The organism is Bacillus sp. 2205SS5-2, from assembly GCF_037024155.1.
Classification (GTDB): Bacteria; Bacillota; Bacilli; order Bacillales; family Bacillaceae_K; genus Bacillus_CI.
This window is the reverse complement of record NZ_JAYKTS010000010.1, coordinates 1-22,201: the sequence shown is the minus strand read 5'-3', so window position 1 is coordinate 22,201 and position 22,201 is coordinate 1. Positions and strand designations below refer to the sequence as shown.

General features: G+C 37.1%; 18 protein-coding genes and 1 riboswitch. Of the genes, 5 read left to right on the top strand and 13 right to left on the bottom strand.

The genetic code is table 11. The annotated features are described in order from the left end of the window. Window positions 1-5: 5 nt before the first annotated feature. Entirely contained in the window at window positions 6-887 is an 882-nt protein-coding gene (locus U8D43_RS08715; protein ID WP_335870803.1) for an ATP-binding protein, read from the bottom strand. A gap of 574 nt (window positions 888-1,461) precedes the next feature. Then, complete coding sequence (locus tag U8D43_RS08710; RefSeq protein ID WP_335870802.1) at window positions 1,462-1,668, bottom strand: DUF6501 family protein; 207 nt, start codon at window positions 1,666-1,668, stop codon at window positions 1,462-1,464. Between the two features lie 444 nt (window positions 1,669-2,112). Here U8D43_RS08710 and U8D43_RS08705 point away from each other — a divergent pair, with 444 nt between their 5' ends. Further along, the gene (locus U8D43_RS08705) at window positions 2,113-2,427 is read left to right on the top strand and encodes a hypothetical protein (protein WP_335870801.1); all 315 of its coding nucleotides are present in this window, start codon (window positions 2,113-2,115) and stop codon (window positions 2,425-2,427) included. Window positions 2,428-2,457: 30 nt separating this feature from the next. Here the strand turns inward: U8D43_RS08705 and U8D43_RS08700 are convergent, their stop codons facing one another. From U8D43_RS08700 to U8D43_RS08685, 4 genes are all read right to left on the bottom strand, one after another. Continuing rightward, window positions 2,458-3,672 carry an NADH:flavin oxidoreductase/NADH oxidase family protein gene (locus U8D43_RS08700; protein WP_335870888.1) on the bottom strand — a complete coding sequence of 405 codons (1,215 nt, stop codon included), beginning with the start codon at window positions 3,670-3,672 and terminating at the stop codon, window positions 2,458-2,460. A gap of 1,848 nt (window positions 3,673-5,520) precedes the next feature. Further along, window positions 5,521-6,420: a gamma-glutamylcyclotransferase gene (locus U8D43_RS08695; RefSeq protein WP_335870800.1), complete on the bottom strand. Its 900-nt coding sequence runs from the start codon at window positions 6,418-6,420 to the stop codon at window positions 5,521-5,523. Between the two features lie 163 nt (window positions 6,421-6,583). Beyond that, a complete protein-coding gene (locus U8D43_RS08690; protein WP_335870799.1) occupies window positions 6,584-8,230 on the bottom strand; it encodes an AMP-binding protein in 1,647 nt (548 codons plus the stop codon). A 126-nt stretch (window positions 8,231-8,356) separates the two neighbouring features. Next, window positions 8,357-9,163: an AAC(3) family N-acetyltransferase gene (locus U8D43_RS08685; protein ID WP_335870798.1), complete on the bottom strand. Its 807-nt coding sequence runs from the start codon at window positions 9,161-9,163 to the stop codon at window positions 8,357-8,359. Window positions 9,164-9,326: 163 nt separating this feature from the next. Here U8D43_RS08685 and sda point away from each other — a divergent pair, with 163 nt between their 5' ends. Then, complete coding sequence (gene sda, locus U8D43_RS08680; protein WP_335870797.1) at window positions 9,327-9,461, top strand: sporulation histidine kinase inhibitor Sda; 135 nt, start codon at window positions 9,327-9,329, stop codon at window positions 9,459-9,461. 329 nt (window positions 9,462-9,790) lie between these two features. Here the strand turns inward: sda and odhB are convergent, their stop codons facing one another. The 4 genes from odhB to U8D43_RS08660 form a co-directional block, all read right to left on the bottom strand. Further along, complete coding sequence (gene odhB / locus U8D43_RS08675; protein ID WP_335870796.1) at window positions 9,791-11,032, bottom strand: 2-oxoglutarate dehydrogenase complex dihydrolipoyllysine-residue succinyltransferase; 1,242 nt, start codon at window positions 11,030-11,032, stop codon at window positions 9,791-9,793. A gap of 19 nt (window positions 11,033-11,051) precedes the next feature. After that, complete coding sequence (locus U8D43_RS08670; RefSeq protein WP_335870795.1) at window positions 11,052-13,877, bottom strand: 2-oxoglutarate dehydrogenase E1 component; 2,826 nt, start codon at window positions 13,875-13,877, stop codon at window positions 11,052-11,054. Window positions 13,878-14,480: 603 nt separating this feature from the next. Beyond that, complete coding sequence (locus tag U8D43_RS08665; RefSeq protein ID WP_335870794.1) at window positions 14,481-15,890, bottom strand: sensor histidine kinase; 1,410 nt, start codon at window positions 15,888-15,890, stop codon at window positions 14,481-14,483. Next, window positions 15,887-16,558 (bottom strand): response regulator transcription factor, encoded by a 672-nt coding sequence (locus U8D43_RS08660; protein WP_335870793.1) that lies wholly within the window; start codon window positions 16,556-16,558, stop codon window positions 15,887-15,889. The genes U8D43_RS08665 and U8D43_RS08660 overlap by 4 nt, the downstream gene beginning before the upstream one ends. Before the next feature lie 151 nt (window positions 16,559-16,709). Here U8D43_RS08660 and pxpB point away from each other — a divergent pair, with 151 nt between their 5' ends. From pxpB to U8D43_RS08645, 3 genes are read left to right on the top strand one after another with little or no spacing between them, the layout of a single operon-like run. Then, window positions 16,710-17,408 carry a 5-oxoprolinase subunit PxpB gene (gene pxpB / locus U8D43_RS08655; protein WP_335870792.1) on the top strand — a complete coding sequence of 233 codons (699 nt, stop codon included), beginning with the start codon at window positions 16,710-16,712 and terminating at the stop codon, window positions 17,406-17,408. Further along, complete coding sequence (locus tag U8D43_RS08650; RefSeq protein WP_335870791.1) at window positions 17,392-18,348, top strand: 5-oxoprolinase subunit C family protein; 957 nt, start codon at window positions 17,392-17,394, stop codon at window positions 18,346-18,348. The genes pxpB and U8D43_RS08650 overlap by 17 nt, the downstream gene beginning before the upstream one ends. Next, on the top strand, window positions 18,345-19,079 hold the full coding sequence (locus U8D43_RS08645) for a 5-oxoprolinase subunit PxpA (protein WP_335870790.1): 735 nt from the start codon (window positions 18,345-18,347) through the stop codon (window positions 19,077-19,079). The genes U8D43_RS08650 and U8D43_RS08645 overlap by 4 nt, the downstream gene beginning before the upstream one ends. 613 nt (window positions 19,080-19,692) lie before the next feature. Here U8D43_RS08645 and queE read toward each other — a convergent pair. The 3 genes from queE to queC are packed head-to-tail and all read right to left on the bottom strand — an operon-like array spanning window position 19,693 to window position 21,508. Continuing rightward, window positions 19,693-20,415, bottom strand: a complete 723-nt coding sequence (gene queE, locus U8D43_RS08640; RefSeq protein WP_335870789.1) for a 7-carboxy-7-deazaguanine synthase QueE — start codon at window positions 20,413-20,415, stop codon at window positions 19,693-19,695. Beyond that, a complete protein-coding gene (queD, locus tag U8D43_RS08635; RefSeq protein WP_335870788.1) occupies window positions 20,412-20,852 on the bottom strand; it encodes a 6-carboxytetrahydropterin synthase QueD in 441 nt (146 codons plus the stop codon). The genes queE and queD overlap by 4 nt, the downstream gene beginning before the upstream one ends. Further along, complete coding sequence (gene queC, locus U8D43_RS08630) at window positions 20,849-21,508, bottom strand: 7-cyano-7-deazaguanine synthase QueC (protein ID WP_335870787.1); 660 nt, start codon at window positions 21,506-21,508, stop codon at window positions 20,849-20,851. The genes queD and queC overlap by 4 nt, the downstream gene beginning before the upstream one ends. Window positions 21,509-21,616: 108 nt before the next feature. Next, window positions 21,617-21,660: riboswitch (PreQ1 riboswitch) on the bottom strand. Window positions 21,661-22,201: the final 541 nt, after the last annotated feature.

The window sequence follows — 22,201 nt, the reverse complement described above, 5'->3', positions numbered from 1 at the left end:
CATCCTTATCCAAAAATCGTTTGGGCAATGTTTATGATTGCCGCTTTTTCACGCTCGTCTTCTAATTTATCAACAATTCCTCTTTGAATAGCTCGCATAGGAGGTAAGTAAAGTGACAAATCACAGACATCTAACAAAGCACGAATAGATGCTGCTTCTTCTGACACTTGACCATTTTTAACCTGGGTATATAAATCCTCAGATAAAGTCACAAATTGCTGTAACAATGAGTTTTCTTGTAGTTGTGATTGTTCTTTTAAGACTGAGAATAACACCTCTCCTTGAATATAAGGTACTTCTACGACAATAAACCGATTTTTTAGAGCTTCATTCAAGGGTACCGTCCCAACATATCCTTCATTTATAGCAGCTATGACTCCAAATGATGGTTTTGCACTGATAACTTCACTCGTAAAGGGATTCGTAATCATCCTTCTATAATCAAGAACCCCATTTAAGATCGGTAAGGTTTCGGGTTTAGCCATATTAATTTCATCAATATACAATAGATGACCTGAATTCATAGCCTTCGTAACAGGACCCGGAACAAATTCAATCACATTTTTATCGTTTTGCTGCTGTAGAGTTTTGTATCCCAGCAACGCTTCTGCATCTAAATCGACCGAACAATTCACACTATGCATCGGTTGACCAAATATTGCTGATAGTGTATCTGCGAGTTTGGTCTTACCAGCTCCAGTTGGTCCCTTTAATAAGACGTTTTTGCCCAGGCTCATGGCGATCAAACAATCTGCTATGATGGATGGCTCAGCTGGGGTGTAGCCACCTGTCCCGATTAAGTTCTGCTCATTATTTAAAAAGTGTTCTTTTCGCTCTCGGATTTTATGTTGAATTTCTGATGGAAGTTGTTGAATATACTGTTTCATAACGACAATCCTCTCTTTCTTAACATGCATCCTTCATTCTACAACGAAACGTCGTAATATCGCAAAGATTGTTTCTTTTCGTTGGTGGGACTTTTATTCACTCTCTTTAAACAGAAAAATAAGAGCTAACATGTAAAGAAATCATTCATTAATCTCAAGATAATGAACACACAAATCAAGTAACAAACTATCCATTCTTAATAAAAATAGACTCTTTTCGTACACTCTCAATCTAATGGAATTTATCAATAACGGATTCCTCAGTTTAGCCGATGGTATTTCTCCAAAAAATGAAAGTAACATTCTTTTTGACTAATAACTTTAACAAAAAACACGCAAAATGCAGTTGCATTTTCGCGTGTTTTTTTAGGCTATTTTCGCAAAGTTTGTTGCTTTTCTTAACAGTCTATAACAATGACATAGCTTTATTTCAAGACATCTTTCCTCTTCGTTGACGAAAATCAACTGCAAAATAGAAACCCCCTCAAAAATTAGAAGAAACAGCAACAATGTATACGAAATGAGTCTTAAATAATAATGGAAAATTACTTTCACCCAAATCCAACTTTCTCCTTTATACTACTTCAGCAAAATACTCTTTATAAAAACCAGAGACCTTTCCGGCATTATCAACAATAAAGTAATACTCTTCTGTTTCATTTTTCACTTCATATTTATGCCCAACTGTTAACATATTGTGTACCATGTATTTCTTCGCATCCGTGTGCGTACATTGAATCTGTTTCATACTATCTTGATTTTTCCATTTTAAATGCAACATGATTTATCCCCTTTTAGTTTAATAAGTCTAGTATAGTCTTCTCACCCTTAGTTATCAATCCCTCAATACAATGAATTCCTACGCTTTTCAATTCCCTATAAATATGTTTAAATATAAGAGAAATCGTCAAAATCTGCAGTGGTAATATAAGTTTTTTTATCAAAAAAGATATTAATTTGAATTTTTTGTTCATTATTTTACTAAATTTTTATTTTCTAAAGCAGTTTCGCAAAGTTTATTGCTTTTGGAATCAATCTATTAACGTTGATATAACTTCATTTCGGGACATCATTTCGTCTATTTAAAAATGAAAATCAACAGCAAATTTTGAGGTCTTCATCTGAATTTAGATTAAATAGCAATAATGTATAGGAAAAGAGCCTTTTCTAAAGAAGAAATATGCTATGATAAAAATGGAAAATATTTAATAAAAGGGGAATTTTTATGAAACGAATTTTACCTTACCTCTTTCTTCTCGGAGTTCTTATTCTCCTTATCATCCAACAACCTAATGAAAACGAATTTTATTCCTGGCTCGAAGATACCCATCAATTGTCCTGTGGTTCCTTTACTTGTACTCAATCCCTCAACAATAAACAATCATCAACATATCTTGAAGTTGGTTCCTTTATTGAAAAAGGATATTTAATTTTTCATACGATCGATAAAACCTATGAAAAAGATGATGGCTCACTCCTTAATATAAAGGTAATTGGCATTTTAGGAAATTACATTCCCATAGTTCAAGAAAGCAGCTAGTTCACTTTTAAGAGAAAATCTTAAGAGGTACTAGCTTCTTCTACTGCCAAAAATTTCATTGCCGTTTTTCAGCAGAGATTTTATTAGAGACAAAAATACTGGGAAATTAGGCTTTGGATTTTTCCCTTTACTTAATCGTTCAAGTTGTTGAGCATACCAAGTCATTTCAAGCATGGCGCTTTGATCTATTGTTTTGATCCCTGTTCTCTTTTCACTGATGACTATGTTTTGATTTTCACCATTCAGTACTTTTAGTGGATAATCCGGATAAACAGCGAGTGGTCGAGCCATTCCAATGAAATCCGTCGCTCCAGACAAAACCGCCTCCATCATTCCTTCTTTTGTTCGAAAACCTCCCGTTACAGCTAGGGGCAGTGAACTTTCTTTACGCAATGTTTCCGCAAATTCCAGGAAATAGGCCTCTCTTTCTCTCGTGCTATCTTTTACTACCCCCGTCATCACGGGACTCTCGTATGTACCACCAGATAGTTCTAATAGATCTACCCCTTCTTGATGCAGACGGTGAGCCACATACAAGGAGTCATCTTCTGAAAATCCAGCTTTTTGAAAATCCGTTGAATTTAACTTAACACTAATTGGGAAATCACTTCCTGTTTGTGTACGAATTTCGCGAAAGACTTCGATTAATAACCGACATCGATTATCGATACTTCCTCCCCATTCATCCTCACGTTGATTATGTGTCGGGGAGAGAAATTGACTTAATAAATACCCATGCGCTGCATGAATTTGAACTCCTGTAAACCCCGATATTTTAGCTAGCTTAGCGGAATAACCAAATCGGTGAATAATCTCCTTGATTTCTAGAGAATTTAGAGCTCGTGGGGGAGGGAAAAACCGTCCAAGTGAACCCTCAAATGGAATTGCTGAAGGTGCAACTGAATCACTAACAACCCCTTTAAATACTTGCTTTCCTGGGTGGTTCAACTGCATCCAGAGTTGGGTATTATTCTTAGTACCAGACTCTGCCCATTTTTCTAAATAGGGTCTCACTTCATCACTCTCAACAACCACATTTCGTGGTTCACCTAATGCCCTTTTATCAACCATGACGTTTCCTGTCACAACAACACCGATTTCTCCATCTGCCCATGTTTCATATAATGAGTAGAGTTGATTGGTTGGAAAGTAGGTTGGTGAAGCTAATCCTTCACTCATAGCACCTTTAAAAAAACGATTTTTTACCGTGACTCCACAGGGAAGTGTGTAAGGTTTAAATAGTATATTGTCTAGAATAACATTCTACCTCTTTTCATGATACGGATTTAATTTATCTTTTACAAATGTGAAAATGGATAAACAATACAAAGGAAATAACCATCACAACTGCTATCACTAAGAAGGTATATTCCACAATATATTCGTATGTGTCTGGAAAAAACTGACCAATTTAAAAGTACATCATTCACCAAACGAAGGCGCTGGAGAGGCGTAGAGCATATATTTAACTAAGGCTGTGTTCGCAAAGATTGTTGCTTTTCGAACCAGTCTATAAATGGTGATATCGCTTTGTTTCCGGCATCATTTCGTCTATTTTTGATGGGAATCAACAGTGAAATGGGCGATTTAATCAAAATTCAGATGAAATAGCCACAATATATACGAAAAGAGCCTTAACTAAAGACAATTTAATGGTTCCTGAAAAGTAGGGCATGGTGATGCGTAAACCTGGGATAAAAAAGAAAAAATTTGGAGAGAAGTCCATATTGGTTGATTCACTTCTTTGTTTTTTAAATACTTCGCTCGCTTTTTCTTTTGGAAAATAGATTAATAAAATAGTAGCCTAACTGCTTGCCGATTCCATACGATATTGTCAAGGAAGTAATAAGGACTAAATAGATCAAGCCAAAGGATAGAAGAAAGCTATACCCTTTCTAAGTTAAAATCATCCCCGGGGAAAGCTGCCGCCAGTTCGTTTGGTAGGGGAAATTCAAAATAAATACGCCAACTAATAAGGTAAAGACTGATATTTCCATACTGCTCAACAGGAGGAACAAGAAAATCAATTCAGCACCTCCCTCCCTTTATCGAGCTTTCTCTTTAATTAAGGGTGTTTTCGCAAAGATTGTGGCTTTTCGAATAGGAATATATCCCCTGATTTGTATTACTTCGTGCTCTTTTCTTAATGAAAACTTCTCCATTTCTAGATAAAAAGTCCAAAATCCGTCAAAAAACCTTACTGCTTTTTTTTCATTGTGCCAATAGCAACATATTATACGAAAAACTCGATGGCAGCGCTCATGTCACGCCGCCACCGCCTATCAAAAAAAAATTTTAACCCCAATATTGTTATATACCTGATATATTTGGGGCGAACTTACTAATTTAGAGATGCCTTTTTTCATACAAAGAGCCTTAATTAAAAGTGAAACGATTCATACAACACAATGATTTGATTGCCCTATCAGCTCTCTTAAACCCAATATTCATACTCTATTTTTGTTTCAAAACCGACTTTAGTTAAGATCTTAGTAGAATGGCCGACACGTGCTTAGCATGTACCTCATGAGACTCCTGATCGCTATTTACAACCGTCCTTGAACTAGAGTATTATAAATGCCTTTTCTCCGGTAAATTAAGAAGAAATCCCCCACGTTTAGTTGATAATGAAAGATAATCGCTACGCCTCTTTTGAATGTTTTCTTTTAATCCATCATCGCAATCCTATATTTCACCACATACCTCCACTAGATCTTGAATATCCTTCTCATATATCATTTCTTTGATGTGAAAATGAAAAAGATTTATTGGCCGTATTAATTTAAGACAAACGCCTACATATTCGTCTATTTTTTATAAATATATCGTTGAGTTACATATTTGTATACCCTTCATGATAAGCTTTATTAAGCCAAATGGCATAAGGTAACTCACCTAAAAGGATTGGCTACGATCAATTCCCTCTTTCCAATCTTCACCTGCACCGAGAAACTATATTGCTGTTCGAATGTGGTATAATAGGACTCTTTATCAAAATGATTTCTTCTACTCTAATCACTTCGATCTCTCCTGGAACATATTCTTCTTCATAATCTCACTGAATTTCGTCGATTCGAATTAATCAGTCGCTGCTCATTGTGGAGACCTTTTCAATTGAGTAAGTTCATTTATTATTTGCTCAATTTCCACTTCATCCATTTTCAGATTTTTCAATTGATTCAAAAGGGATTGCGTATATTCTTTACTTACGAAAGGATGAGCCCCACGGAGAATCTCCCTAGCATAATGGAAAGGTGGACATTTTTCTTCCTTTTTATCTATCACAATAAATGTAAGCACATTCTTCATTTCCCCCTCATTCACAACCACATCTATGAGAGCAGGACGATACCATCCTGCATCCACACCTTCGCGCATATAAAGGTATTCCTTTCCTTGCTTATCAATTTGATAAATGACGCCTTCTGTAGTTCCACCATCCTCGACAATATCGCCACGTCCTCCATCAGGAACTTCAAAACAATATTTCATCGAATACCCCTCAAGAATACCACGTCCTACTTTATCTTGAAAAAGATGGTGAACCTGGGCAATAGAAAAACGTTCTTGATCCATACAGGAACCATAGGCAAAATAATATATGGTTGACAGTGGTGTTTGAAAAAACTGTGAAATGCGCCAATCGCCACTGGCAATCGGGATATATGATTTATGTATATTTTCACAAAAATAGACGTATGCCTTCACTCTTTTTTCATCTGTATGAATTGACATATTGCTTCTCTCGAATAAATTATGCCTATTTTCTGAATGATACCCTTCTAAAGCATCAATTCTCGCTATTATTTCATTATTCACTTCATACACTTCACCATAAACCCGTTGCTTACCATTTGATAAGGTTGGATAGCCTTTACCAGTATCATATAGCGTTCCGATGACCCAGGCTTGGTTGGAAACAAGGGTCGCTTTATCTAAAAAAAAATGGTTCTTTTCATATTTTCTAAGTGATCCATAAACAAATAGATACATAACTTTCTCCTCTCCATTACTTACAGGTTAAAAAGTCCCTATTCCTAGTGAATTGCTCTAGAATATTTGGGAGTTTACTATTAATAAAGTATTCGTAACAAGATTTTCCTATTTTAATAGTATAACAAAAAACCTGCATACTAAAGTAGCAGCAGGAATCCTTTTATAGCTTTGTCGTAAAAGCCTTTTGTTCGGCCATTTCTTTAAGTTTAAATTTTTGAATCTTTCCTGAAGCAGTCATCGGGTAACCCTCGATGAATTCGAAAAATTGAGGGATTTTATGTTTTGAAATTTTCCCTATACAATACTCTCTAAGTTCTTTTGATGTCGCTTTTTCTCCCTCTTTTAAAATAACCCATCCCATGATCTCTTCTCCATAGATTTCGTTCGGAACACCTATGACTTGCACATCTAAAATCTTAGGGTGCTGATAAAGGAATTCTTCTATTTCTCGAGGATAAACATTTTCGCCACCTCGAATAATCATATCCTTCAATCTCCCTGTTATCCGACAATAGCCTTGTGCATCCATGATAGCCAAATCACCAGTATGAAGCCATCCATCTTTGTCAATAACTTCCCTAGTGGCATCTTTATTTTTATAATACCCCTTCATAACATGATAGCCTCTTGTACATAGTTCTCCTTGTTGACCAGCATTGACTTCTGTGTTTGTACCTGGAATAACAATTCTTACTTCGACATGAGGCAAGGCTCTTCCGACCGTTTGCACACGAAGTTCGATTGGGTCATTTGTCCTTGATTGAGTAATGACTGGGGATGCTTCCGTTTGTCCGTAGGCAATGGTGATTTCAGCTACACCCATTTTATTCATAATGCCTTTCATTACCTCCATCGGACAGGTAGATCCCGCCATTATACCTGTTCGCAATGAGCTTAAGTCAAATTCAGCAAAATGTGGGGAATTTAATTCAGCAATAAACATTGTCGGAACTCCGTGAAGAGCCGTACACTTTTCCTTTTCTACCGTTTTTAGCACTTTTTCAGGAGAAAATATTTCTATCGGCACCATCGTTGCTCCAACAGTCACACAAGCTAATGTTCCTAAGACACAACCGAAGCAATGGAAGAATGGGACAGGAATACATAAACGATCCTGCTTTGACAACTCCATGCATTTTGCAATATTAAATGCGTTATTAATAATATTACTATGAGTCAACATAACCCCTTTCGGAAAGCCTGTCGTTCCAGAAGTATACTGCATATTGATGACATCATCAGGGTGACAACGAGCAGACTCTTTTGCTAAGTCTTCCTCTGACCCTATTTTGCCTAATTCTAAAATTTCCTTCCAATTATATACACCCAAATAGGATTTCTCGCTAAGAATAATAACATTTTTCAAGTGAGGAAGACGTTTACTTTTCAATTGACCCGGTTTACAGTCTTTTAGCTCTGGACAAATTTCAAGTAACATTTCTATAAAGGAACTAGACTTGTAAGTGTCCATAAGAATAAGAGTAGAAGAATCGGATTGACGTAATAAATATTCTAATTCTGCTTTTTGGTAGTTTGTATTCACAGTAACTAGTACAGCACCTATTTTACTACTTGCAAATTGAGTCACTAACCATTCTGGCCGATTAGTTGCCCAAATAGCCATGTGATCCCCGTGCTGTATATCGAGTTGTTGAAAACCTTTTGCCACTTGACGGCAAAGATCATTAAACTGTTGATAACTCCACTGGATTTGTTTATCTGAATAAATGACGGCGAGATCATTTGGGCAAAACTGTGCCTTTTCATCTAATAACTCACCAATCGTTGTTCTCAGTAGATCTTTCAACACTATTCCCTCCTGATAAAAGATTCGTGGAGTGAAACGCCTCTAGTACGGTATCAGCCACGTTTTATCCTTATCCTACCATAGGAGCTAGTGGGGTTTTTGTCTATTTATGTAAAGGTAATACGATCATTTTGTTGATTTTTGCAGATATTCCAAAGTAAAATCGACAAGTTCTTTTAGTGGCAACAATTTTGTTTCAGCCATGCCTACGATTCCATAAGCTCCCTTACCCTTCTCTTCAAAAGCCCGCCCAATCGCTGGAAATTGATCAGAATCTACATCAAATTCTTCATATACTTTCCATACTCTTTGACCGTCTTCCATCATGGCTGATCCTTGCTGGTTAACTGGTAAGGTGCCCAATCGGTATTCTGCTAAATGCATCGCGGTACAACTATCATAATCCACACCAAGCAAGAGAATTTTGCTATTCCTCTCGTAAAGTCTGGCTAAAGGAGATTCTTCTCCAAATGGAAGATTTATTGAATGATTGTCTATTAGACTCTGGGCGACATTTCCATATGCTGCAAAAGAAAGCTTCGGATGGGCGCTTCTTATCACATCTGGGTGAGTTCGAAATGACTCTACTATTCTGCCCATTCCGCGTGTCGAAGTGAGAGCAGGATGATAAGCTGGCATCTGGTTCCTTATGACCTCATGCCAATCCTCAGGTACAGGAGGGTTTTCCCAATATGTTGGATCAGAATTGTTCGATGACTGGGTCGACATGATGATACTTCCTTCTTCAGTAACTACTTCGAGCAAAGCCTCCACTACGGCTTGCTCTCCACCACACACCCAACCTAAGGAAGAGAGGGAAGAATGGACCATTAAATAATCTCCTTTTTGGACTCCGATTCTTTTTAGGTCGTCGATTAGCGTTTGTTTTGTTATTGGTCCACTAGTTTTATGCACTACGTTTTGTTCCCCCAAATTAATAATCCCCTTTTGTTTTTCTTTTAGTATGAGGGAATATTTTTTAACAAACAAGAATTTTCTTCGTTCAATGGTTATTACTTTTCATTCAGATGAATACAGTGTAAAATGTAGAGAAAATATTGAATATTCAATATTTAAATTGTCTAGGAGGTTGATTATGAAGATTTTAAGTAATGAACAATTGGTGGCAGCCTATCGGGACGCATCGAAACATGGTCAAGAAAAGGATTGGATTCAACTGTTGAAAAAGGAACTACGACAAAGAGGATTAACTTCCTTTAAACACTCTTAAACAATGATCAGTCAATAGAAATAAAACGCTTGGCCATGGCCAAGCGTTTTTAATTAGCTCTTTTTTTATTCATGAGTTTTTCAAACTCATGATCTGAAATAATACCTAATGCATGAAATAGATGACTATATATGGCGACTTTTTTTGCCGTTTTAGAGGTCATTTATTTCCCTCCTCCCCTCTTATTGCATTTACTTATAATTTATGCAAATAACTAAAAAAGTTTCCTTAGTGCAATTATATTAAATAGGATGATCAATCTAAAATTCAAAAAGCACGTTAGGAAGATTTCCTAACGTGCTACATTATAACAAGAGCATGTTAAATATTTATCCTTCAAGAAGCAAATCTTCTGGATTCTCTAACAAGAACTTTATTTTGGCTAAGAAACCAACTGCTTGCTTGCCATCAATTATACGGTGATCATAAGAAAGTGCAATGTACATCATCGGACGATTTTCCATACGTTCAGCATCGATCGCAACTGGACGTAATTGAATCGTATGCATGCCTAAAATCCCTACTTGTGGGCCATTAAGAATTGGAGTCGATAATAAAGAACCAAACACACCACCATTTGTAATCGTGAAGCTACCTCCTTGAAGGTCACTTAAAGCAAGTTTGTTGTTTCTTGCTCTTGTTGCAAGTTCAAGAATTTCGCCTTCGATTTCTGCAAAGTTTTTACGATCACAATCACGAACAACCGGAACGACTAAGCCGTCTTCTGTAGAAACTGCTACACCTACATCATAGAATTTCTTAAGAACGACTTCATCCCCTTGAATTTCTGCATTTACATAAGGATATTGTTTTAGAGCCGCAACAACTGCTTTTGTGAAGAACGACATAAACCCTAAACGTACATCATGGCTTTCAAAGAATTTATCTTTTTTACGCTTTCTTAACTCCATAACATTTGTCATATCAATTTCATTGAATGTGGTCAACATCGCAGCCGTTTGCTGTACCTCTACTAATCGTTTAGCGATGGTTTGTCTACGACGAGACATTTTTTCTCTTTCAACAGGTTTTGTATCGGGAGCCGCATTCATTGGAGCGGGTGATGACGCCTGTTTTGCAGGTTGAGAAGTCTCTTGAGATTGGTGAGAGAAGGACTCTACATCTTGTTTTCGCACGCGTCCCATCGGATCAACTGTTGGTATTTCAGTTAAATCAATTCCTTTTTCTCTTGCCAATTTACGAGCAGATGGAGACGCAATCATACGTCTTTCATTCACGTCACCTTCTTGTTTTGCATGCAGATTTTCTTCTTTTCTTTGTGGAGAATCTTCTTTTGACTCTTTCTCCGAAGGAGCTTGAGATTTAGTAGAAGCAATACCTTCTCCTACTAATGCAATTACTTGTCCCACTTCGACAGTATCACCTTCTGCAGCTTTCAACTCTTGTACAACACCTGCTTCTTCTGATATGACTTCAACGTTGACTTTATCTGTCTCAAGCTCAACAATATATTCTCCCTTTACAACTGAATCACCTGGTTGCTTTAACCATTGTGCAATAGTTCCTTCAGTAATTGATTCTGCTAATTCTGGTACCTTAATTTCTGCCACTTGTACGTCCTCCTCTAACTTAGCGATTTATCGCTTCCGTTATTATTCTCTCTTGTTCTTTTTTGTGTACAGTTGGTTCCCCTTCAGACGGACTTGAACGTCGGCGGCGACCAACATAACGGATGTTAATGGACTCTAAGTCTAATTCACGTAAATTAGGCTCTACAAAGGTCCATGCTCCCATATTTTTTGGTTCCTCTTGAACCCAAAGCAGTTCATTTACATTTGGATATCGCTCAAGAATTTTCGTTAACTGCCTTTTCGGGAATGGATAGATTTCTTCCACTCTAACAATATGCATCCAATCATGTTCCTGATTGTTCGATAGTTTTTCAGCCAGTTCAATACCAATCTTCCCGGTACAAAGAACCAAGCGTTCCACCTTCTCTATATTAGTACCTAGTCCTTCTTGTTCAAGCACTGGTTGGAATCTTCCTGTAGCCAATTGATCAGGAGTTGCGGAAGCCAAATTATTTCGTAAAAGGCTCTTTGGAGTCATAACTACGAGTGGTCGGACTTCTTCTTTCTGAAGAATAGCTGCTTGCCTCCGTAATATATGAAAATACTGGCTTGCAGTAGAAACATTGGCAACAGTCCAGTTATTTTCAGCGGCTGATTGCAAGAATCGTTCCACACGACCAGAAGAGTGTTCAGGTCCTTGCCCCTCATATCCATGTGGTAATAACATTACCAAGCCTGATTTTTGGCCCCATTTTGCCCGACCTGAAGAAATAAATTGATCGAACATCACTTGAGCCATATTGGCAAAGTCACCGAATTGAGCTTCCCATAATACTAATGTTTCAGGAGCGAACACGTTATAACCGTATTCATATCCTACGACAGCAACTTCTGTTAATGGGCTGTTGTGTACTACAAAAGAGGCCTTGCCCCCGTCAATGTGATGGAGTGGTATATATTCTTTCCCAGAATCAACATCGTGCAAAACAAGATGTCGCTGAGCAAATGTCCCTCGTTCTGAATCTTGTCCGCTTAAACGAATAGGAGTACCATCCTTAAGAATGCCAGCGAATGCTAGTGTTTCTGCATGAGCCCAATCAATTTTCCCTTTGCCTTGAAAAGGATCCTTACGTCGATTCAAAATACGCCCTAATTTCTTGAACACATTAATTTCTTCTGGCCAAGTTAATAATTCATTATTGATGTTCTCTAACTCAACCCGATCGATGCTTGTATCTACATTCGATAATCCTTTGGCGACAATTTCAGGTGGACTCATAACGATATCTGGATCTGCTTCTTTTTTGGGCACTTTTTCAAATGAAGCCTGTAATTTTTCCTGTATTTCTTTTTCCATTTTTTCAAATTCTTCGCCAGATATGATGTTTTCATTTTTCAGCTTATCTGCATAAAGTGATTTCACTGTAGGGTGTGATGAAATGATGCTATACATTAATGGATTTGTTACCATTGGTTCATCCATTTCATTATGGCCATAACGACGATATCCGATTAAGTCAATTACAAAATCCTTATTGAATTTTTCACGATATTCATACGCCATTAACGCTGCCGCTAAACATGCTTCAGGGTCGTCGCCATTAACATGTACAATCGGGACCTCAAATCCTTTGGCTGTATCAGAAGAATACTTCGTCGAACGAGAATCATAGCTTTCGGTGGTAAACCCAATCATATTATTGGCGATAAGGTGGATAGAACCACCCGTAGAGTAGCCACGCAAACCACTGAAATTAAACGTTTCAGCAACAATCCCTTGACCTGGGAATGCCGCGTCACCATGAATCATAATGGCATAAGAAGATTCGGAGGATTGTTTTGGATAACCATTCTCATGTCGTTCTTCTTGAGCAGCTCGTGAATAACCGGCAACAATTGGGCTAATTACTTCTAAGTGACTTGGGTTATTCGCGAGTGTAATTCGAGCTCTGACTGTATTGGCTCCCTTAATTTGTCTGTCTGCTCCAAGATGATACTTCACATCTCCTGTCCATCCATATGTAATACCGATTGAACCTTCAGATGGGATTAAGTCTTTACTTGGAGAATGTTGGAATTCAGCAAAAATCATTTCATAAGGTTTTCCGATGACATGAGCTAGAACATTTAATCTTCCACGGTGAGCCATGCCAATGTTAACGGTCTTAGCTCCCTTTTGTACTGAATATTGAACCAAATGATCCAAGAACGGAACCATGGATTCAAGACCCTCAATGGAAAAACGCTTCTGCCCAACGAATGTTCGATGAACAAACGTTTCAAAACCTTCTACTTCCGCTAAGCGGCGCAATAATTGGCGCTTATCATCATTCGAGAATGTAAGGGGTACCGATGCGGATTCAATTTTTTGACGTAACCAGTTTTTCTCTTCTAGTTCATGTACATGGCTATATTCATAAGCCAGTTTACTCGTATAAACCTCTTTTAAATGCTGGATTGCTTCTAATCCATTTTTTATGTGAGTTGGTGCATCCGGACAAATATATTGAACGGGTACATGTTTTAAGTCTTCTTCGGTTAAATTAAAAGAATCAAGCTCTATTCTGCGAGTGTCTAGCTTTCTCGTCCCTAACGGGTTTATATCGGCTGCTAAATGACCGAATCTACGAATATTATCTGCTAATTGAACAGCAGCAACCACTTTTGAATAAGATGTAGGTTCATGTGAAGAATCTTCTTCTGGAATCCCACTTAACTTGGTTGTGTTTCTTTTATACGGGGAACCGTATAGTTCAAATAGTTCCCGTAGTTCTGGATCAACATTTTCTGGATCATTTTGATATTGTTCATAGACATCCATGACATAACCAAGATTTGGTCCGGAAAATTGTTGCCATGGATCTTGGTTCGAATGCTTTTTCATGTGAAAAACCTCCAACGATATTGCCCCATTTTCTTTGCTTGAATTTGGGTTCCATTATTTCTTCTTTTTTCAATATTGCAATAGTAGAAATATTATAGTGAGAGAGAAATGAAACGCTTACATTGCCATTTTATCACTCGAAAGATCTCAGGAAAAGACTTAATCCGAAATTCCGCAAAATTTTGATGTTTCTTGATTTTTAGCTCTCTTTTCTTTCGAAAGCTAATCAAAAACCCTCTAAAAAGAACGAACATAATGACTATTCTAAAATAACAATCAGTAAAGCGCTTCCTTTTCAAAGTATTATGTAAGCATTTTTCTCACTTATTATCAAATACCATCTTACTACTACAACCTAAAAAAACCAAATATTTTTTTCTATTTTAGACATATTTTGTTCAAAAATAGATTAACTACCATTTATTTACTATCAACCCAATTATAAGGAAGAATATTTCAATCGATAACCTTGTTCGATTGGTTTAAACATCTATTGCTTTACATGTGATTAAAACATCTTTCATCCTTTACCCTTAACCCTCCATTTCAATCTACCTGAAGAGATATTTCGAAAATCGCAAGAAAAAACTGAGTAATTTTTCTTTACTCAGTTTTTCGGGAGAGGGGGATTGTCACCATTGCATTGGTTCCCTGGCCAATCTCACTTGATAGAGTAAGAGTACCTTCATTAAATTCTATGATTCGTCTTGCAATAGATAACCCTAATCCGTGACCGCCCGAATCTCGACTTCTTGATTTATCTGCTCGATAAAAACGGCGATATATTTTAGGCAAATCTTCTTTTGAGATACCATGGCCAAAATCCTGAATAGAAACTGAAACATTTTCACCACTAGTTTGAATACTCACGATCAGTTCTTTCCTTTCCTTGGAATACTTCACCGAGTTATCTAAGAGGATTAGTAAAAGTTGTTCAAGGTGTTGAGGAGAAATGTCGGCCAATAACAAATCTTTTCCACTTTGAAGCGAGAACGTGAATTCAGGATAAAGTCGTCGAAAATCCTCTAAAACCTTTTTGACAAGTGCCAGTGTGTCGGTCTTAAAGTATTCTACTTTTTTAGTTTCATGATTTGTTAGGATTAACAAATCTTCCACTAACCCTTTAAGTCTAGCAATTTCTTCAAGAGAGGTTTCTAGTGATTCCTCTAACACTGGCGGCTCGCTTTTCCCCCATCTCTGCAGCATCCTTATATGTCCCTCTATAATCTGCAACGGAGTGCGGAGCTCATGAGATGCATCTTCAACAAATTGTTGTTGCTGCTCAAAGCTTCTCTCCACTTTTCCCATCATTCGATTAAATAATTCCAACAGTTCACCAATCTCATCATGAGAGTGGGTCAAATCCACTCGTTCTTGTAATCCATTTTTTTCAATTTTAGAAATAGTGTCTTTTAGTTGTTTAATTGGGGAACTTAACCTTTTCGCGAGTTGATAGCCAGCGATTGAACTAATTATGAGTGCTAATACTCCTAAACCGACTGTTAACCAGAATAAGTTCGTCATCATTTGTTCAAATCTGGTTAAAGGGGAGACGACAATGATGTGACCATTAAACTCTCTTGATTGGATCGGTCCTTGTGCTAGGTAATAACGATTAGATTCATAGTTAAAAAGTTCAGTATTTTTTTCGTTTATCAGTTTAATGGGCATATTAGCAAGGGATACAGAATTGGATTCAATAGAAAGTACTTCTTGTCCTAGGTGATTTACGATGACCACGGTCTGGTTTCTGTCTAATATCTGTTGAATAAGGTCGCGACTTTCCAAAATTTCTTGTCTTGTAATAATTGGACCTCGTTGTTGAAAAAAGACAAAAAGATCATTTAAGGCTTGGGTGACACCTTTCTTTTCTTCTTCTAACATCCATTCACGTAAGGAGACATATTGAATCACACTAAAAAGGGTAAAGGTGAAGAAAATGATTGTCGCAGAAGCTATCGCCCATTTCTTTTTTAGCGAATTGACAGTAATCCACTCCGATGTTCTTTTCATGTTCTCATCACATATCCAATACCACGGACTGTTTCGATATAATGCTCATTATTCTCATGTTGAAGTTTATTTCGCACATATCGCACATAAACATCTACAACGTTTGTTTCCACTTCCGAATCAAATCCCCAGACTTTATCTAATAGTTGTTCTCTAGTTAGTACGATATTTATATTTTCCATAAAAGTAAGAAGTAGTTCAAATTCACGTTTGGTTAAATCGATCTCCTTGTTTCTCCTTATTAATATCCTTGCTTCTTTTTCGAGACTAAGATCTTTCACCGTAAGTTTGGTAGACAGGCCCAGCCTACTTGCGGTTCGTCTATCTACCGCTCGAATTCGCGCAAGTAGTTCTTCGATTGCAAAGGGTTTGACAATATAATCATCTGCACCACTATCTAGCCCAGAAACTCTATCCATAACCCCGTCTCTTGCCGTAATCATAATAATGGGGGTCGATTTAGACTTCCGTACTCTTCTACACACTTCTATTCCATTTAGGCTTGGTAGCATAACATCTAGTAAGATTAAATCCCATTCTTCGACAATAGCAACAGTAATCGCTTCTCGCCCGTCGGCTACTACTTTGACATCATATCCTTCATGTTTTAGTTCTAATTCAAGAAATCTCGAGAGGTTCTTCTCGTCTTCTACTATTAAAATGTTCATTTTCGCACCTACTTTTATGGTCTATTAAACGTTCTTTTACCTTACCGCTCATACTACCTGATTTTCCAAACAAACGAAGATATTAGAAAAAGGCGATGTTCTATGGTAGTCTACTAATATTAGAAAAATTAGAAAAGTCAAGGAGCGATTTATGACTACTTACAGGATTGACTTTATGGGTGATAGCGCCATCATTATACAACTTCATGCCGAGTTTAAACAAATTTTTTCTCTAATTCGTCACGTCACTAGAGTGATAGAAAATACTTTGGGTGATGAAATCCTTGATATTGTTCCTGCTTATCAGTCCATAACGCTCTATTACCCGCCTCTCACGCTTTACAGAGAGAAGCTTCTTGAAATAGATCATTTGGTAAAAATGGCATTGCAACACAACTCTTCTACCTCATCGCCTTCTCGAACACTGCAAATACCTGTCTGTTATGAAGAAAAGTATGCCATAGACTTACCCTACTTATGTAAAGAGTTAAATTTATCTTCATCCCAATTTATCCTTCAGCATACGGAACCGATTTATCATGTGCAATTTATCGGATTTACTCCTGGATTTCCATTTTTATCTGGACTGCCTGCCACACTCGCCTATCCACGAAAAAAGACTCCTCGCTTAAAAGTACCAGCAGGATCTGTCGGGATTGCAGGACCTCAAACAGGAATTTATCCAGAGGCTAGTCCTGGTGGCTGGCAAATCATTGGGAGAACACCGCTGAAGCTTTTCAACATTAACCAATCTCCGCCGTCCTTTTTTCGACCTGGAGATGCTGTTCAATTTACTTCCATTTCATCTTCAGAATTTAGGAGTTGGTCTTTAAATGAGCTTAACAATTAATAAGTCTGGCTTTATGACAACTGTTCAAGATTTGGGCCGGGTGGGATATCGAAAATACGGTGTTCCAAGGAGCGGTGCAATGGATACATGGGCTCTTGAATTGGCAAATATTACACTTGGGAATCCAAAAGATAGCGCCTGTTTAGAAATCACACTAATAGGACCAACGATTGAATTCAACCAAAACACCTTAATCTGTATTTGTGGTGGAAAATTCTCAGCCACTTTAAATCAGCAATCCCTTTGGAACGGAAAAATTTATCCTGTTTCTAAGGGAGATATCTTAAAAATGGACAGGGCCTTCACTGGCTGCAGGGCATATATTGCGGTAAAAGGAGGAATTCAAATACAACAAGTTTTGAAAAGTAGTAGCACATATATGACTTCAGGGTTTGGTGGATTACATGGCAGATCCTTGCAACCAGGAGATACATTATTCTTTCAGCCCTGTTCCGAAAAACGCTCTAAATGGCGGTTATCTTCCAGTTTATTTCACTATTTAGGCACTGCTGAACTTAGGCTGATACGCGGCAACCACTTTGATGACTTTTCAACATCCTCACAAATTCAATTATTTACATCCCAGTTTCAGGTTACCTCAGACTCCAATCGGATGGGTTATCGTCTCAACGGAGATTCACTCCATCTCAAACAAGAGAATCACTACTCAACGGAAGGTATCACGATTGGTTCAATTCAGGTTCCACCTAGCGGAGAGCCAATCGTGCTCATGAGTGACGCACAAACGACGGGTGGTTATCCTAAGATTGCACATATTGTGTCGGCTGACTTACGTATATTAGCTCAAAAAAAGCCACATGATTTACTCACTTTTATCGAAGTGGATTGGGAAGAGGCGTTTAAAATAAATCAGGAACTCCAATTAGAACAAAAGTTGGTTACTTCATCTATTCACAGGAAAAAGGAGATATTCAAATGAAGAAAATCGATTTAAATTGTGATTTAGCAGAAGGATTCGATCATGATGAAGAAATGATGAAATACATTTCCTCTGCAAATATTGCATGTGGATTTCATGCAGGAAATGCCCAACTAATGAAAGAAGCTGTAGAGCTATCTTTAAAAAACTCAGTTAAAATCGGTGCACATCCTGGTCTACCTGATAAGGAAAACTTCGGGAGAAAAAAAACCCCGCTCTCTCCGAATGATTTATTTACTATCGTCCACACTCAAATAGATGCCCTCAGTTGTATTGCAAAAAGTAAAGGTGCTAAGCTTTATCATGTCAAAGCACATGGTGCCCTCTATCATATGATTAATGAAGATTCAGAACTAGCAGTAGCCTTTTGCCAAAGTGTAAAAGAATTTGATGATGAACTGATTGTTTATGGTTTTCATAATAGTCCCTTGCTTGAGATCTGCAAGGTCCATGGAATTCAATACCGAAAGGAAATCTTTGCTGATCGTACTTATACTTCAAGAGGATACTTGACTCCTCGAAACGAAACTTCTGCCACTATTGTTGACAAAGAACAGGCCTTACAACAAATTATTTCAATTATTAAAGAACAAAAAGTCATCACACCTAACGGAACTGAAATTTTGGTAGAAGGGGATACCGTTTGTCTGCATGGCGATCACCCTCATGCACCATTATTTGCTAAATTTATTCATGATCGTTTAATAAAAATGGCTATATCAATCGGATAACATTTATGTATATTTTTACCTTGCGTGGGAACATACTAGTCGTACCTTTATAGCGATTTTCTCAATAATGGATCTGTTTGGTCATATGAATGACTGGAATATATTCTCATCAATTTTGTTATATATTAATATGTTTTCCATGTTACAAGTACACCAAAAGGATCGTTTTTTGCCTCCATCATATCCATGTTTCGTTTTTTTATGTGGGCAATACATGTTTCCTTTAATGTTTCACGTACTTTTAACTCACTTTCCGTAAGTGCACCTATTCAATATTCATTTACAATTTTCGTATCACGACTGAAAAAAAAAATTAACTTTTTCATGTGCACTTAAGGCTATTTCAAGTCATTTTGTTTTACTATTCGTTGTATTTTGTGAATTAATGACTATGTAGTATATATTATTTTTAATAGAATAACGATGTGCGGAAAATGAGTTTTAATGGCTTCTAAGATATAAATTAAAAAAATGTCCATCCGAATGGAGACAGACACCAGACTCATTTGGATATGTATGCATTATTAACCAATAGTTCTTTCGGTTGATCTCTTACTGTTTGCTGAAATTTCGTTCAATAAAAACACGAAAAAATGCCCAATAAGGGCATTTTTTATACTCCACGCTTGTTACCCCATACATATGTATGTAACTGAGGTAGCACTCGTACATCATTTAATTGTGTGGACTTCATGACTTGATCTATTAACCACTGATAATTTTGCATAAGTTCCGCTATTAATTTTTGATTATCCGCCTCTGTAATAGATCGATTTCCAGTTTGTATAAAAAATGGGATTTTTGGATACTTTTGATGAATTCCGGTTGCAAATTGCAAATCTTCAAGATCAAATATAACTACTTTTAAGCTCGTATTGACATTCTCTCTTTGTAAAGTCACCAAAATTTCATCTAAGACCTCGATATTCACCCTCATTTTAGAGCTCGGCGGTTTCGGAGAAATGGTTAATTCATCAATTTGAAGAAACCAATCTTGCCACCGACTCCCTTGAGTTTCAAGTGCTGAAGTAATACCGTTATCTTTGAAAATTTCTAGTAATTCGCCCAGGTGCGGGAGTAAGGCTGGGTTCCCACCCGAAATCGTTACATGAGAAAAATGATGTCCACCTATGCGATGAAGCTCTTCCCAAATTTCGACGGCTGTCATCATACGTATATCTTCTTTGCCACTTCCATCCCAAGTAAATGCAGAGTCACACCAGTCGCAAGCATAATCACAACCCGCTGTCCGAATAAACATCGTCTTTTGTCCAATTACCATACCTTCTCCTTGAATAGTTGGTCCAAACACTTCTAGAATCGGGAATTTTTTCATGATTGCAAAAACTCCTTTTGCGGACGATAGATGCAATAACTCGTTGGTGTTTCTCTTAAGAAAACTTGTGCACATTTAGATTGAGTAGGCAAGGTATCTAGGTGAGATTGAATCAACTCCCAGATCGTTCGTGCTACAACTTCTGTCGTTGGAAAATAATTAGCTTTTTCTTTGGAAAATAATGGATCTTCGTTCAGGATTCGATGATCAAAACGGTTATGAATAATTTTTTTGATTTGTTGAAAATTTATTAAAAAACCAGTTTCATTTAACTCATTTCCAACAATAGTGATGTTAGCAAAATACGTATGACCGTGTATTTGTTGACACTCACCTGCTTCCTCATGAGGTATAAAATGGGCAGCAGCAAATTGGAAGTCTTTATTTAATTCATATCGATAATCATGAAGGGGTGCTGGATAGATTTGCTGGATCATTTTGTTCCCTCTTTTCGAACGAGGTATTCTTCTAATCCACGTCTACGAAGAAAGCAGGCAGGGCAGTCTCCACAGCCGTCGCCAATCACTCCATTGTAGCACGTTAACGTATGTTCACGAACATACTCAAATGCATTTAATTGATCAGCAAGCTCCCATGTCTCCGCTTTATTGAGCCACATTAATGGCGTATGAATAACAAACTGATCATCCATTGATAAATTCAATGATACATTTAGTGATTTAATAAAGACATCGCGACAATCCGGATAACCGCTAAAGTCGGTTTCACATACACCCGTGATGATATGCTTCCCTCCAACTTGTTTTGCTAAAATAGCAGCAAATGATAGAAACACTAAATTCCTACCTGGAACAAAAGTAGAAGGCAGTTCTCCTTCAGTTTCCGATATTTCTTGATCATGACGAGTGAGGGCACTCGGAGCCAGTTGGTTTAATAACCCCATATCTAAAACATGATGGGGTACATTTAATTTGGCAGTAATGTCTGCAGCTACTTCTAATTCAAGTGCATGACGCTGACCATAATTAAACGTAATCGCTTCAACTTGTTTGAAGCGTTCCAGCGCCCAAAATAAACAAGTCGTACTATCTTGTCCACCACTAAAAACAACAATTGCTTTTTCATTTTTCATTCTTAAAAACTCCTCTCTCTTTTTCAGTTATTTTAGACTGAAAGAAGAAAGAGGTTCAATTTCGACTCTATATTTGCAAAAAGACAAAAAAACAGTATATCATAATACCGTTTTATAGTTTTTTATAGAGGGAGTTTTCGAACCTCTTCTGCTTAAGCAGACTATCTTCTTTTCATAAATTGATTCCTCTTAAGATTATCATGAGAAAATGAATTGGTAAAGGGCTACGCCTGACAAATTTCATCCATGAAGCAGAGTTGAAATTTTCTCTTATCAAAGTTTACAGTTTATACATAGATATTTATATTTTTCGATGTTGATATTTCCTCTTAACTAACATATACAGACAAAAAATAAATAGGATTGTCAATTAAGCCCATCCTCCTTCATATCTCGATTGGCTAGGAACCCTACGCCAAAATCGAACTGCAGACTTACATTTATAGTGTAATTTTACACTATTCCAAACATTTTTACAAGCTTATATTCTCATTTTATTCCATCTCTCCTTCAATCAACTACATTAAAAAGCAGCTTAATATTAAAGCTCCTTTTTATACGAAAATGGGTTTTGATGCTGATTTTGACACAAAAAAGCACCCTCCCTAAAATGGAATGACCATTTTTAAAGATTGGCTATGGCACCATTACTTGATTTAAGCTGGTTTTGATTTTTGGATATCTACCTCATAG

Coding starts and splice junctions, on each gene's coding strand:
- pxpB (WP_335870792.1), top strand. CDS start 16,710: ATGACTACTTACAGGATTGACTTTATGGGTGATAGCGCCATCATTATA.
- U8D43_RS08715 (WP_335870803.1), bottom strand. CDS start 887: ATGAAACAGTATATTCAACAACTTCCATCAGAAATTCAACATAAAATC.
- queE (WP_335870789.1), bottom strand. CDS start 20,415: ATGAAAAAATTCCCGATTCTAGAAGTGTTTGGACCAACTATTCAAGGA.
- U8D43_RS08695 (WP_335870800.1), bottom strand. CDS start 6,420: ATGTATCTATTTGTTTATGGATCACTTAGAAAATATGAAAAGAACCAT.
- queC (WP_335870787.1), bottom strand. CDS start 21,508: ATGAAAAATGAAAAAGCAATTGTTGTTTTTAGTGGTGGACAAGATAGT.
- queD (WP_335870788.1), bottom strand. CDS start 20,852: ATGATCCAGCAAATCTATCCAGCACCCCTTCATGATTATCGATATGAA.
- U8D43_RS08705 (WP_335870801.1), top strand. CDS start 2,113: ATGAAACGAATTTTACCTTACCTCTTTCTTCTCGGAGTTCTTATTCTC.
- U8D43_RS08710 (WP_335870802.1), bottom strand. CDS start 1,668: ATGTTGCATTTAAAATGGAAAAATCAAGATAGTATGAAACAGATTCAA.
- U8D43_RS08665 (WP_335870794.1), bottom strand. CDS start 15,890: ATGAAAAGAACATCGGAGTGGATTACTGTCAATTCGCTAAAAAAGAAA.
- U8D43_RS08670 (WP_335870795.1), bottom strand. CDS start 13,877: ATGAAAAAGCATTCGAACCAAGATCCATGGCAACAATTTTCCGGACCA.
- sda (WP_335870797.1), top strand. CDS start 9,327: ATGAAGATTTTAAGTAATGAACAATTGGTGGCAGCCTATCGGGACGCA.
- U8D43_RS08660 (WP_335870793.1), bottom strand. CDS start 16,558: ATGAACATTTTAATAGTAGAAGACGAGAAGAACCTCTCGAGATTTCTT.
- U8D43_RS08650 (WP_335870791.1), top strand. CDS start 17,392: ATGAGCTTAACAATTAATAAGTCTGGCTTTATGACAACTGTTCAAGAT.
- U8D43_RS08645 (WP_335870790.1), top strand. CDS start 18,345: ATGAAGAAAATCGATTTAAATTGTGATTTAGCAGAAGGATTCGATCAT.